Annotated in this window: 10 protein-coding genes; 3 read left to right on the top strand and 7 right to left on the bottom strand. The window is 75.4% G+C overall.

Annotation, left to right across the window (positions count from 1 at the left end; all coding sequences use genetic code 11):
* Positions 1 to 88 precede the first annotated feature (88 nt).
* From ACFVXN_RS07535 to ACFVXN_RS07525, 3 genes are read right to left on the bottom strand one after another with little or no spacing between them, the layout of a single operon-like run.
* On the bottom strand, positions 89 to 778 hold the full coding sequence (locus tag ACFVXN_RS07535; RefSeq protein ID WP_389229687.1) for an NUDIX hydrolase: 690 nt from the start codon (positions 776 to 778) through the stop codon (positions 89 to 91).
* Positions 775 to 1,479 (bottom strand): type 1 glutamine amidotransferase, encoded by a 705-nt coding sequence (locus ACFVXN_RS07530; RefSeq protein WP_389229684.1) that lies wholly within the window; start codon positions 1,477 to 1,479, stop codon positions 775 to 777. The genes ACFVXN_RS07535 and ACFVXN_RS07530 overlap by 4 nt, the downstream gene beginning before the upstream one ends.
* A gap of 20 nt (positions 1,480 to 1,499) precedes the next feature.
* A complete protein-coding gene (locus ACFVXN_RS07525) occupies positions 1,500 to 2,954 on the bottom strand; it encodes a GuaB1 family IMP dehydrogenase-related protein (RefSeq protein ID WP_389229681.1) in 1,455 nt (484 codons plus the stop codon).
* A 137-nt stretch (positions 2,955 to 3,091) separates the two neighbouring features.
* Between ACFVXN_RS07525 and dxs the strand changes: the two genes are divergently transcribed.
* The 3 genes from dxs to pflA all read left to right on the top strand — a co-directional run bounded on the left by dxs (position 3,092) and on the right by pflA (position 8,367).
* Positions 3,092 to 4,978: a 1-deoxy-D-xylulose-5-phosphate synthase gene (gene dxs, locus ACFVXN_RS07520; protein WP_389229679.1), complete on the top strand. Its 1,887-nt coding sequence runs from the start codon at positions 3,092 to 3,094 to the stop codon at positions 4,976 to 4,978.
* A gap of 139 nt (positions 4,979 to 5,117) precedes the next feature.
* Positions 5,118 to 7,385 carry a formate C-acetyltransferase gene (pflB, locus tag ACFVXN_RS07515; protein ID WP_389229676.1) on the top strand — a complete coding sequence of 756 codons (2,268 nt, stop codon included), beginning with the start codon at positions 5,118 to 5,120 and terminating at the stop codon, positions 7,383 to 7,385.
* Between the two features lie 94 nt (positions 7,386 to 7,479).
* The gene (gene pflA, locus ACFVXN_RS07510) at positions 7,480 to 8,367 is read left to right on the top strand and encodes a pyruvate formate-lyase-activating protein (protein WP_389229673.1); all 888 of its coding nucleotides are present in this window, start codon (positions 7,480 to 7,482) and stop codon (positions 8,365 to 8,367) included.
* 10 nt (positions 8,368 to 8,377) lie between these two features.
* Here the strand turns inward: pflA and ACFVXN_RS07505 are convergent, their stop codons facing one another.
* From ACFVXN_RS07505 to ACFVXN_RS07490, 4 genes are all read right to left on the bottom strand, one after another.
* Positions 8,378 to 10,612, bottom strand: coding sequence for a 3-hydroxyacyl-CoA dehydrogenase NAD-binding domain-containing protein (locus ACFVXN_RS07505; RefSeq protein WP_389229670.1), 2,235 nt, complete (start codon positions 10,610 to 10,612; stop codon positions 8,378 to 8,380).
* A gap of 116 nt (positions 10,613 to 10,728) precedes the next feature.
* Positions 10,729 to 12,057 (bottom strand): HRDC domain-containing protein, encoded by a 1,329-nt coding sequence (locus ACFVXN_RS07500; protein ID WP_389229667.1) that lies wholly within the window; start codon positions 12,055 to 12,057, stop codon positions 10,729 to 10,731.
* A 66-nt stretch (positions 12,058 to 12,123) separates the two neighbouring features.
* Entirely contained in the window at positions 12,124 to 12,720 is a 597-nt protein-coding gene (locus ACFVXN_RS07495; protein ID WP_389229664.1) for a response regulator transcription factor, read from the bottom strand.
* Positions 12,721 to 12,857: 137 nt separating this feature from the next.
* Complete coding sequence (locus ACFVXN_RS07490; protein ID WP_389229661.1) at positions 12,858 to 13,439, bottom strand: DUF3000 domain-containing protein; 582 nt, start codon at positions 13,437 to 13,439, stop codon at positions 12,858 to 12,860.
* Positions 13,440 to 13,451 lie beyond the last annotated feature (12 nt).

Raw genomic sequence — 13,451 nt, 5'->3', positions numbered from 1 at the left:
TGCGCGGGGACGCGGTCGCACGTCCTCACGGATCGTATCGTTACGACCCGGCCCGACCTCCAGGGGTTTCCCGGGTGATCCGCACCACTCAGACGGGCGCCGGCACCGTCCGCGAGGCGTCCCACGGCACGGCCCAGCCGAGCGCGTCCAGCACCCGGTCGAGCACGTACGCCGTGAACCCCCAGACCAGCACGCCGTCCGCGTCGAACGCCGGCCCCCGGTGCGTGCGACCGACGTGGGTGAGCGTCGCCGTCACCCGGTTCGCCGGGTCGACGAGGTCCGCGACCGGCACCCGGAACACGTCGACCGTCTCCGCGGGGTCGGTCGCCGCGACGGCGGAGGGCCGGTCCCACCAGCCCAGCACGGGGGTGACGAGGTTGCGGCTCGCGGTGACCGGGAGCGGGGGCAGCGTTCCCAGCACCCGCACGCCCGTCGGGTCGAGGCCCGTCTCCTCCTGGGCCTCCCGCAGCGCGGCGCCCGCGGGGCCGTCGTCGCCGGGGTCGATGCCGCCGCCCGGGAACGACACCTGGCCGGGGTGGTGCCGCAGCGTCGGGGACCGCCGCGTCAGCAGCACGTCGAGGTCCGCGGCGACCGCCGGGTGCGCGGCGTGGGCGGCGGCGGCGTCCAGCACGCCGAACAGCACCAGCACGGCCGACTCCCGCACCGGGCGGTCGCCGGGCCCGAAGGCCTGCTCCGGGTCCGGCGCCCACACGGGCCGGGCGGCGCAGAGCGCCAGCAGGTCGGCCAGGGCGGCCCCCGGGGCCGCGGCGGGCGTCACGCGCGCTCGCGCACCGACCGCGCGAACGCGGCCAGCCCCAGGTCCGCGCCGGGGCGCAGCGCCGCGAGGTGCTGCCGCGAGCCGAGCCGGATGGCGTCGACGTCGGCCTGCTCCAGGTCCGCGGTCATCTGCGGTGTGCCCAGCCACAGGTCGAGCACCCCGGCGTCGACCTCCAGGTGGAACTGCGCGCCGACGCCGCTGCCCGCGCGGAACGCCTGCACGGGCGTCACGTCCGTCGAGGCCAGCAGCGTCGCGCCCGGCGGGAGGTCCACGGCGTCGGAGTGCCAGTGCAGCACCGTCGGCCGCGGGCCCGCGCCGGCGAGCAGCGGGTCGTGGGCGACCACGTCGACCGGCGCGAAGCCGATCTCCGTGCCGTGCCGCCGGTGCAGCCGCGCGCCGAGCGCGAGCGCCAGCAGCTGCATGCCGAGGCACACGCCGAGCGTGGGCACCCCGGCGTCGACGGCATCCGCGAGCAGCCGCCGCTCGGCCGCCAGGCCGGGGTGGCCGGCGTCGTCGTCCGCGTCCTGCGGCCCGCCCATGACCACCACGCCGGCGAGGTCCTGGACGGCCGGGAGCCGGGGGCTCGGGTCGTCCAGGACCGTGCGCGTGGTGATAGGCAGCCCGTCCAGCGCCCGGGCGATCAGCCCGGGGCCCTCGTGCGCGACGTGCGTGAGGACGAGGACGGGGCGCTGCGGGGTCACGGGCCGACGATAGCCGTCGGTCACCACCCGTCGGGCAGCGGCCGGCCCTCGTCGTAGCCGGCGGCGGACTGCACGCCCACCGTCGCGCGCTCGGCGAACTCGGTCAGCGACGTCGCGCCGACGTAGGTGCACGAGGAGCGCACGCCGGAGGTGATCCGGTCCAGCAGGTCCTCCACGCCGGGACGCTGCGGGTCGAGGTACATCCGCGAGGAGGAGATGCCCTCCTCGTAGAGCGCCTTGCGCGCCCGCTCGAACGCCGAGCCGCCGCGGGTCCGGGCGGCCACCGCGCGGGCCGAGGCCATGCCGAACGACTCCTTGTAGAGCCGGCCGTCGCCGTCGGCGTGCAGGTCGCCGGGGGACTCGTGGGTGCCGGCGAACCAGGACCCCACCATCACCTGGGACGCGCCCGCCGCCAGGGCGAGCGCGACGTCCCGCGGGTGCCGCACGCCGCCGTCGGCCCAGACGTGCTTGCCGAGCTCGCGCGCCGCCGCGGCGCACTCCAGCACCGCGGAGAACTGCGGGCGGCCGACCGCGGTCATCATGCGCGTCGTGCACATGGCGCCGGGACCGACACCGACCTTGACGATGTCCGCGCCCGCGGCGATCAGGTCGCGGGTGCCCTCGGCGGTCACGACGTTGCCCGCGACGACCGGGACCTGCGGGTCGAGCGAGCGCACGGCCTCGAGCGCGTCGAGCATCTTGCGCTGGTGCCCGTGCGCGGTGTCCACCACGAGGACGTCCACGCCGGCGTCGAGCAGCGCCGCGGCCTTGCCCCTGACGTCGCCGTTCACGCCGACGGCCGCGGCGACCCGCAGCCGGCCCTGCGCGTCCAGGGCGGGGGAGTAGATCGACGACCGCAGCGCGCCGACCTGGGTCAGCACGCCGACGAGCCGCCCGTCGCGGACCACCGGGGAGAACTTGCGGCGGGAGCCGTGCAGGCGCTCGAACGCCGCCTCCAGCCCGCGCGCGCCGCCGGACTCGACGACGGACAGCTCGACGGTCGTCGGGTCGGAGGACATCACGTCGGCGATCTGGGTGAACCGGTCGACGCCCTCGCAGTCGGCCGGGGTGACGACCCCGACCGGCCGGTCGTCGACGACCACCACGGCCGCGCCGTGCGACCGCTTGCCGATCAGCGTCAGCGCCGTGTGCACCGTGTCGTGCGGCGACACCACGACGGCGCTCTCGACCACGGTGTGCTTGGCCTTGACGGACGCGACGACGTCGGCGACGACCTCGGTCGGGACGTCCTGCGGCAGCACCGCGATTCCGCCGCGCCGGGCGACCGTCTCGGCCATCCGGCGGCCGGCGACGGCCGTCATGTTCGCGACCACCACCGGGATGGTCGTGCCGGTGCCGTCGGGCGCGGACAGGTCCACGTCGAAGCGGGAGGCGACCTCGGAACGCGACGGGACGAGGAAGACGTCGCCGTACGTGAGGTCGGAGGTGGGCTCGTGCCCGGGCAGGAAGCGCATAGGTGGGTTCCCCTTTCCACCAGATGCTACCCGGAGCCGCCGTACGACCGGGTCCCGCAGTGCTCGCGACGCGCAGGGCCCGTAAAGTGGCCCCTTCGGACGCGAGCCGCGCGGACGAGGGCGACGGGCGGTAGGACATGGGGCTGCTGGAGCGGATCGGCTCCCCGGCGGACGTGCGCGCGCTGTCGCACGGCCAGGTCCGGGCGCTGGCGGGCGAGATCCGCACGTTCCTGGTCGACCAGGTCTCGCGCACGGGCGGGCACCTCGGGCCGAACCTCGGCGTCGTCGAGCTCACGCTGGCGCTGCACCGGGTGTTCGAGTCGCCCCGCGACACCCTGGTGTTCGACACCGGCCACCAGGCGTACGTGCACAAGCTGCTGACGGGGCGGCAGGACTTCGCCCGGCTCCGGCGTCGCGGCGGTCTGTCGGGCTACCCGAGCCGCGCGGAGTCGCCGCACGACGTGGTCGAGAACTCGCACGCGTCGACGTCGCTGAGCTGGGCGGACGGCATCGCGCGGGCGAACGCGCTCGCGGGCCGCACGGACCGGCACGTCGTGGCGGTGGTGGGGGACGGCGCGCTGACGGGCGGGATGGCCTGGGAGGCGTTGAACAACGTCGCGGACGGCACGGACCGGCGCCTCGTCGTCGTGGTGAACGACAACGGCCGGTCCTACGCGCCGACGATCGGCGGGCTCGCGCTGCACCTCGACGCCCTGCGCACGACGCGCGGCTACGAGACGGTGCTGACCTGGGGCAAGCGGACGCTGCGCCGGTCGGGGCCGCCCGGGCGGGTGGCGTACGACGCGCTGCACGGCCTCAAGAAGGGCATCAAGGACGTCGTCGCCCCGCAGGGCATGTTCGAGGACCTCGGGCTGAAGTACGTCGGTCCGGTCGACGGGCACGACACGCGCGCGGTGGAGTTCGCGCTGCAACGGGCGAAGGCGTTCGGCGGTCCGGTGATCGTGCACGTCATCACCGAGAAGGGCCGCGGGTACACCCCGGCGGAGCAGGACGTCGCCGACAGGTTCCACGCGGTGGGGCAGATCCACCCGGAGACGGGTCTGCCGGTCGCGCCGTCGCGGTTCGGCTGGACGGGGGTGTTCGCCGACGAGATCGTCCGGATCGGCCGCCGCCGGCCCGACGTGGTGGCGCTGACCGCCGCGATGCTGAACCCCGTGGGTCTGGCGCCGTTCGCGGCGGAGTTCCCCGACCGGACGTTCGACGTGGGCATCGCCGAGCAGCACGCGGTGACCACCGCGGCGGGCATGGCGTTCGCGGGGCTGCACCCCGTGGTCGCGGTGTACGCGACGTTCCTGAACCGCGCGTTCGACCAGGTGCTCATGGACGTCGCGCTGCACCGTGCGGGCGTGACGTTCGTGCTGGACCGGGCGGGGTTGACCGGCGACGACGGCGCGAGCCACAACGGGATGTGGGACCTGGCGCTCCTGGGGGTGGTCCCCGGGCTGCGGCTCGCGGCGCCGCGGGACGAGGAGACGCTGCGCTCGGCGCTGCGGGCGGCGGTGGACGTCGACGACGCGCCGACGGTCGTGCGGTACCCCAAGGGGGCGCTCGTGGACCCGCTGCCCGGGGTGGACGAGGTGGACGGCGTGGACGTCCTCGCGCGGCACCCCGGCGCGGACGCGCGGTCGCGGTCAGTGCTCGTGTGCGGGGTGGGGTCGATGGCGGGCACGGCGCTGGCGCTGGGCGACCTGCTGGCTGCGCACGGGCTCGGCGTGACGGTCGTCGACCCGCGCTGGGTGCTGCCGGTCCCGGCGGCCCTGGTCAAGCTGGTCGGCGAGCACGATCACGCGGTGACCCTGGAGGACGGGGTGCGCGAGGGCGGGATCGGCTCGGCGGTGGCGCAGCGGGTGCGCGACGCCGGGATCGCCGTGCCGGTGCAGACGTTCGGGGTGCCGCGGGCGTTCCTCGAGCACGCGAGCCGCGACGAGCTGCTGACGTCGCTGCGCCTGACCGCGCCGGACGTCGCGGCGGACGTGCTCGCCGCCCTGGGCGCGCCGGCCTGACGCCTGCCGTGCGCAGGGCGTGAGCGGCGTCACGTGGCGTTCCGGCTGGTCGGGCCGCAGCCGGGCCGTAGGTCCCAAGACATCCCATGACCTCGTGAATAGCGTCACTAGTACGACGCACTCAGCGAGGGAGCATCAGATGTCCACCACAGCAGTACCCCAGACCGGCACCGACGCAGCCGCCGACGCCTGGGCCGGGTTCGTCACCGGTCCCTGGTGCGACGGGATCGACGTCCGCGACTTCATCCAGCGCAACTACACGCCCTACACCGGCGACTCGGCGTTCCTCGCCGGCCCGACGGAGCGCACGACCGGTGTCTGGGCCAAGCTCAGCGCGATGTTCCCGGCCGAGCGGGCCAAGGGCGTCTACGACATCGACAACCACACCCCGTCGACGATCGTCTCCCACCCCGCGGGCTACATCGACGAGCCGAACGAGCTGATCGTCGGCCTGCAGACCGACGCCCCGCTCAAGCGCGCCATGATCCCCAACGGCGGGTGGCGCATGGTCGAGAAGAGCCTCGAGACCTACGGCTACGACGTCGACCCCGAGGTCGCCAAGATCTTCAGCCTGTACCGCAAGACGCACAACGACGGCGTCTTCGACGTGTACCCCCCGAACGTGCGCGCCGCGCGCTCCTCGCACCTCATCACGGGCCTGCCCGACGCGTACGGCCGCGGCCGGATCATCGGCGACTACCGCCGCGTGGCCCTCTACGGCGTGGACGCGCTGATCGAGGCCAAGCGCCTCGAGCGGCACGAGCTCGACATGGAGCCGTCGGTCGAGGACATCATCCGCGACCGCGAGGAGAACGCGGAGCAGATCCGCGCGCTCAACGAGCTCAAGCGGATGGCCGCGACGTACGGCTACGACATCTCGAAGCCGGCGACGACGGCCCGCGAGGCCGTGCAGTGGCTGTACTTCGCCTACCTGGGCGCGGTGAAGGAGCAGAACGGCGCGGCGATGTCGCTGGGCCGCACCTCGACCTTCCTCGACGTCTTCCTGCAGCGTGACCTCGCCTCCGGCGCGATCACCGAGGAGTTCGCGCAGGAGCTGATCGACGACTTCGTCATCAAGCTGCGCATCGTCCGGTTCCTGCGCACCCCCGAGTACGACAACCTGTTCTCGGGCGACCCGACGTGGGTGACCGAGTCCATCGGCGGCATCGGCGAGGACGGGCGGCCGCTGGTCACCAAGTCGTCGTTCCGGTTCCTGCAGACGCTCTACAACATCGGCCCGGCCCCGGAGCCGAACCTCACGGTGCTGTGGAGCAACCGCCTGCCGGAGGGCTTCAAGAAGTACTGCGCCCAGGTCTCGATCGACACCTCGGCGATCCAGTACGAGTCCGACGACCTGATCCGCAACTCGTGGGGCGACGACGCGGCGATCGCCTGCTGCGTGTCCCCGATGCGGGTCGGCAAGCAGATGCAGTTCTTCGGTGCGCGGGTCAACATCGCCAAGGCGCTGCTGTACTCGATCAACGGCGGCCGCGACGAGATCACCGGCAAGCAGGTCGCACCGGTCAGCGCCCCCGTCGAGGGCGACGTCCTGGACTACGAGGACGTGGCGGCGAAGTACGACAAGCTGCTCGACTGGCTGGCCGAGACCTACGTCGACGCGCTGAACTGCGTGCACTACATGCACGACAAGTACGCGTACGAGCGGCTCGAGATGGCGCTGCACGACCGCACCATCCTGCGCACGATGGCCTGCGGCATCGCCGGCCTGTCGGTCGTGGCGGACTCGCTGTCGGCCATCAAGTACGCCACGGTCCGCCCGGTGCGCGACGAGGACGGCCTCGTGACGGACTACGTCGTCGAGGGCGACTTCCCGGCCTACGGCAACGACGACGACCGCGCCGACGACATCGCCGTGGGCATCGTCAAGGCGTTCATGGAGAAGATCCGCCGGCACAAGACGTACCGCGACGCGCTGCACACCCAGTCGGTGCTGACCATCACGTCGAACGTCGTCTACGGCAAGGCCACGGGCAACACCCCCGACGGCCGCCGCGCCGGCGAGCCGTTCGCCCCGGGCGCCAACCCCATGAACGGGCGCGACTCGCACGGCATGCTCGCCTCGGCGATGTCGGTGGCGAAGCTGCCGTACTCGGAGGCGATGGACGGCATCTCGCTGACCTCCACGGTCGTGCCCTCGGGCCTCGGCCGCACCAAGGACGAGCAGGTGACGAACCTCGTGGGCCTGATGGACGCGTACAACGTGTCCTCCGGGTACCACCTGAACGTCAACGTCCTCAACCGGGACACCCTCGAGGACGCCATGGAGCACCCCGAGAACTACCCGCAGCTCACCATCCGGGTCTCCGGCTACGCCGTGAACTTCGTCCGCCTGACGCGCGAGCAGCAGCTCGACGTGCTCTCCCGGACGTTCCACGGCGGGCTCTGACCCCACCGCGCGGCGCCCGCCGGGGAGAGCAGTCCCCGGCGGGCGCCTGCCACCCGCACGACCGGCACCGAACCGCAGCCCGGAGGAGCACGAGATGACCAGCAGCCAGACCGTCGTCGGCGCCGGCGGCGCCCCGGTGATCGAGCTCGGCGTCCCGCTGGTCGGCGGCTCGCACCACCGCTCCTCGGCCGGCACGGCGGGGCTCGAGGTCAGCGACGCCGACCGGAGCGAGAAGTTCGCGCAGATGCGCGCCGGCGAGCTCGGCTCGCTGCACTCCTGGGAGCTCGTGACCGCGGTCGACGGCCCGGGGACGCGCCTGACGACGTTCCTCGCCGGCTGCCCGCTGCGGTGCTTGTACTGCCACAACCCCGACACGATGGAGATGCGTCGCGGGGAGCCGGTGCTCGCCGAGGAGCTGCTGCGCCGGATCGCCCGGTACCGGGGGGTCTTCGAGGTCACCGGCGGCGGTCTGACGATCTCCGGCGGCGAGCCGCTGATGCAGCCGGCCTTCGTCGCCCGCGTGCTGCGGGGCGCGAAGGAGCTGGGCGTGCACACCGCGATCGACACGTCCGGCTACCTCGGGGCGCACTGCACCGACGCGATGCTCGACGACCTGGACCTGGTGCTCCTGGACGTGAAGTCCGGGATCCCCGAGACGTACAAGAAGACCACCGGCCGGGAGCTGCAGCCGACGCTCGACTTCGGTCGCCGGGTCGCCGCGAGCGGCACCGAGATCTGGATCCGGTTCGTCCTGGTCCCGGGGCTGACGGACGCCCCCGAGAACGTGGACGCGGTGGCCGACTACGTCGCGACGCTGTCGACCGTCACCCGCGTCGAGGTGCTGCCGTTCCACCAGATGGGCCGGGACAAGTGGGACTCCCTCGGGATGCCCTACGAGCTCGACGAGACGCAGCCGCCGAGCCCGGAGCTCGTCGCCCGGGTCCGCGACCAGTTCCGCGAGCGGGGCCTGACGGTCTACTGAGCCGTCCGCCTCACGCCGCGACCCCGCCGACGTCGGCCACGCCGGGCGGCAGCAGCCGCCGGCCGAGCACGCGCTCGGACCACCCCGACCGGTCCAGGTAGGGGCAGATCCCGCCGAGGTGGGCCGGCCAGCCCGCGCCGAGCAGCATCGCCAGGTCGACCTGCTCGGCGGACGGCACGACGCCCTCCGCGAGCAGCAGCCCGATCTCCTCGGCGAGGCCGCGCGAGACCCGGTCCAGCACGGCGGCCCGGTCGCGGCTGCCGGTGGGCTCACCGAACGCGTCCTGGATCGTCGGGTCGACCTCGCCGAGCCCCGACGAGCCGGTCCGGGCGACGGTGCGGCCGTCGGCGACGAGGCGGTCGAGCCCGGGGGAGCGCGGGTACCGCGGGCCGAGCTCGTCGTGCAGGGTGACGAGCACGTGCCGGGCGACGGGCAGGCCGACGAGCTGCAGCAGCGCGAACGGGCTCATCGGCAGCCCGAGCGGCCGCAGCGCCGCGTCGGCGACCTCGACGGGGGTGCCGTCCTCCACGGCGCCGAGCACGTCGGCGAGCATCCGCAGCAGGACGCGGTTGACGACGAACCCGGGCCGGTCGGTGGTGCGCACGACCGTCTTCCCGGCGCGCCGGGCGACGTCGACGGCGGTCGCCAGGGCCACGGCGTCGGACGACGCGGTGGCGACCACCTCGACGAGCGGCATCTGCGCGACGGGGTTGAAGAAGTGCAGGCCGACGACCCGCTCCGGGTGCGCGAGGCCGTCGGACATGGCGGTGATCGACAGGGCGGAGGTGTTCGTCGCCAGGACGCAGTCCGCCCGCACGAGCGTCTCGAGCTCGCCGAGGACGGCACGCTTGACGTCGAGCACCTCGGTCACGGCCTCGATCACCAGATCGGCGCCGGCGAGGGCGGCGAGGTCGGTCCCGACCTGGACGCGGTCGAGGAGCCGGTGGGCGTCGTCGGGTGCCATCCGGCCGCGCGCGGCGGCCTGCTCGACGAGCCCGCGCACCCGGTCCCGCCCGGCGGCGGCGCGCTCGTCGTCGACCTCCCGCATGTGCACGGGGACGCCGAGCCGCGAGCCGAGCAGGACGGCGAGCTGGGCCGCCATCAGCCCGGCGCCGACGATGCCGACGCTGCGCACGGGGCGCGGGTCGGTGTCGTCCGCGGTGTCGGAGGCGCCGGCGCGGCGCGGCCCGCGGCCGGTGAGCCCGGCGGCGTACAGGGCCGCTCGGGCCTGGTCGGACAGCAGCAGCGTCGACAGGACGTCGTCCTCGGCGCGGAACCCGGCCTCCCGCTCGCGGGTCCCCGCGCGGGCGAGCAGGTCGAGCACGTGCGCGTACGCGGGCGCGGCCCCGTGCAGCCGGGCGTCCAGGACGCCGGCGGCGCGGGTCACGGGGTCCGGCTCGCCGTCGGGCAGCGGGGGGACGAGCGCGGTGCGGCGAGCGGTCGCGGCCCCCGCGCGCAGGGTCCGCGCGGTCCAGGTGAGGGCGGCGTCCGCGAGGCCCTCGGCGGGCAGCACGGCGTCCACCAGCCCGATCTCCGCGGCCTGCTCGGCGGTGGTGAGGCGGTTGCTCGCGAGCGGCCGGGTGACGGCGAGCTCGACGGCCGCGGGCAGGCCGACCAGGCGGGGCAGCAGCCAGCACCCGCCCCAGCCGGGCACGATGCCGAGCGAGGCCTCGGGCAGCCCGAGCGACCGGACTCCGGCGGCGACGACCCGGTGGTCGCAGTGCAGGGCGAGCTCGAGCCCGCCGCCGAGGGCGTGACCGGTGATCCAGGCGAACGTCGGCACGGGCATCTCGCCGAGCAGCCGCAGCGTGGCGTGCCCGGCCTCGGCGAGCGCGCGGGTCCCCGGCAGGTCGCGCAGCTCGCGCGCCACGGACAGGTCGGCCCCGGCGACGAAGCAGCCCGGACGGCCGGTGACGGCGACCGCGGCGACCTCGCCCGCCGCCGCGCGGTCGCGCACGGCGAGCAGGGCGTCGCGCAGCACGGCCAGACCGCGCGGGCCGAGCGTGGTGGGCCGGCGCTCGTCCGTGGCCGTGAGGGTCAGCACCGCGAGGACCCCACCGCCGTCGGGCAGGGTGACGTCCTCGGCCCGGACGCGCAGGACGTGGTCGTCGGCCTCGCCCGGCAGGTGCGCGCGCGGTGCGGTGCCGGCGGGCGGGGCGGTGCCGGCGGGCGGCGCGGGGACCGCGGGCGGGGCGGCGGGCTGCTGCGGGGCGGTGGACGACGACTGCTCGGGCGCGTGCGGCATGGGCTCTCCTGCGGGACGACGGTGTCCGACGGAACTCCGGTGACACTAGCCGGAGGACACCCCCGTGTCGCGGCGGTCGGCGCCGTGCGTCCGCCGCGCTGACCTGCGCACGCGCGTCAGGCCCGCGCGCCCTGCGAGGCGAACGCCTCCGCCAGCCGGCCGGCGAGCAGCCCGACCTGCCAGGGCCGTGCGCCGCCGGCGGCGAGGCGCTCGGCGAGGTGCTCGGCGTCGGCGGGCACGGGCGGGCTCCAGCAGACCCGGCGCAGCAGGTCCGGCTGCAGCAGGTTCTCGGCGGGCACGGTGTGCGTCTCGGACAGCTCGGCGACGACGTCGCGAGCGGCGGCGAGCCGGTCCGCGGCGGCCGGGTCGCGGTCGGCCCAGGCCCGCGGCGGCGGGGGTCCGTCGCTGCGCGGCCCGCGGCTGCTCGGGAGCTGGTCGTCGGGCACGGCGAGCCCCGTGTCGATCGCGCGCTGCCAGAGGGCGGCGCGCCGACGGGTGCCCTTGCCGGAGAAGGCGGGGAGCGCGACGAGCTGCGGCACCGACCGGGGGAGCGCCTGGGCGGCCGCGACGATCGCGGCGTCGGGCAGGACGCGGCCGGGGGAGACGTCCCGCTGGCGGGCGTTCTCGTCGCGGGCCTCCCAGAGCGCGCGCACGACGGCGAGGCGACGCGGGTCCCGGATCGCGTGCACGCCGGAGACGCGGCGCCACGCCTCGACGCGCGGGGCGGGCGGCGGGGCGAGCCGCACGGCCTCGAACTCCTCGGCGGCCCACTGCGCCTTGCCGGCCAGGGCCAGCCGCTCGGCGAGCACCTCGCGGAGCTCGACCAGCACCTCGACGTCGAGCGCCGCGTACCGGAGCCACTGCTCGGGCAGGGGGCGGGTGGACCAGTCGACGGCCGAGTGCTCCTTGGCGAGCCCGAGGCCCAGCAGCTCGGCGACCACGGCGGCGAGGCCGACCCGCTCGAGGCCCAGCAGGCGCGCGCCGAGCTCGGTGTCGAACACCCGGGACGGGCGCATGCCCTGCTCCGCGAGGGCGGGCAGGTCCTGCGACGCGGCGTGCAGGACCCACTCGACGCCGACGAGGGCCTCGGACAGGGCGGACAGGTCGGGCAGGGCGGCGGGGTCGATCAGGGCCGTCCCGGCGCCCTCGCGGCGCACCTGGACCAGGTAGTTGTGCTGCCCGTACCGGTAGCCGGACGCGCGCTCGGCGTCGACGGCGACGGGTCCGGTGCCCGCGCCGAACGCGGCCACCACCCGGGCCAGGGCCTCGGGGGTGTCGACGACCGGGGGGACGCCCTCGGCGGGCTCGGTCAGCGGCGTGACGACGGGGGCGTCGGCCACCTCGGGCACCGCGTGCGCGTCGGGCGTGATCGGGGTGGGGACGGCGCCGGCCAGGGCGGGGTCGTCAGCGGCCGGGGTACCGGCCGGGTGCGGGACGGACTGCATGGGTCAACCGTAGGCCGTCGCCGCACCGGATCCGTGCCGCCGCGCTCGCGCGACGGGCAGCGGGTGTCAGGCGAGCAGGCCCGTGCGGATCGAGATCGCGACGAGCGCGGCGCGGTCGCCGGTGCCGAGCTTGCGCGAGATCCGGGCGAGGTGGCTCTTGACGGTGAGCGCGGACAGCCCGAGCTCCTCGCCGATCGACCGGTTGCTGAAGCCGTCGGCGACGAGCCGCAGGACGCTCAGCTCACGGGTCGTGAGGTCGGGCCGGGTCCGCGCGAACGGCGAGGGCACGGCACCGGGCTCGGCACCGGGCTGGCCGACGGTGGCGTTGGGCTCGGTCGCGACGGCCCCGCGCAGTCCGCCGGTGAGCAGGCCGACGAGGTCACGGCGTCCGGCCCGGCGGGCGAGCAGGATGACGCGGCCCGAGCCGCGGCGACGCAGGTTCCGCACGAGGGTCTGGCCGTCGCCCTCGGCGAGCTCGGTGACCACGACGCACATCTGGCCCAGGGGGCGACGGCGGGGGTCGGTCGACGCGGGGGCGGCCGGGGCGGAGGTGGTGGGCCGACGCAGTCCGGGGGAGCGCGGGGCGAGCGTCGTCGCGGTGCGGGCGCCGGCAGGCGTGCCCGGTGCCAGGCCGGTACCCCGGCGGATCGGCTCGATGCTCACTGCGGTGCCCCCTCGACTGTCCAGCTGCTTGTCCCTCCTATCGGCCCGCGGTCACCCTGTCTTGAGCGGAACGGGTGACATCGTGACCGCGCCGTGACCACCGGGTCACAGCCCGGCGCGCTCGGCGGGCGGGCCGGTCAGCGGCGGGTACCGAGCGCGACGACGCCGTCCGGCAGCGGCGGCAGCCCGGCGACGGTGCACAGCAGCTCGGCCCAGGCGCGCAGGTGCGGGGCCAGGTCCTCGTCGCGGGCGGTCCACGACGCGCGCAGCTCGAGCTCGCACAGCTCGGGCCGCTCGTCGAGGGCGCCGAACGACTGGGACAGCACCCGGGTGACCGTGCCGCCCGCGGCGCGGGCGTCGACGCCCTGCCCGGCGAGGGCGTCGGAGAACCAGCTCCACGCGACCTCGGCGAGCATCGGGTCCTGCCCGACCTCGGGCTCGAGCGTCGACCGGACCAGCGTGACCAGGCGGAAGGCGCCCTCCCAGGCCTCCTGGCCGGCGGGGTCGTGCAGGACGACGAACCGGCCGGACGCGAGCTCGTCGGCGTCGGGGTCCCGGCGGGTGCCGTGCACCTCGGCGACGAGCGCCGCGGTGTACGGGGCGATGCGCGCAGGGCCGGGCGCCTCCTCGAGCTCGACCTCGGCCCGCAGGCTCACGCCGCGCAGCGACCGGAGCGCACGCAGGAACTCCTCGGGCGCGTCGCGGGGGCCGGTGGTCACAGTCGCCGACTG

Source organism: Cellulomonas sp. NPDC058312, assembly GCF_042880135.1.
Classification (GTDB): Bacteria; Actinomycetota; Actinomycetes; order Actinomycetales; family Cellulomonadaceae; genus Cellulomonas.
This window is presented reverse-complemented; position numbering and strand designations above follow the sequence as displayed.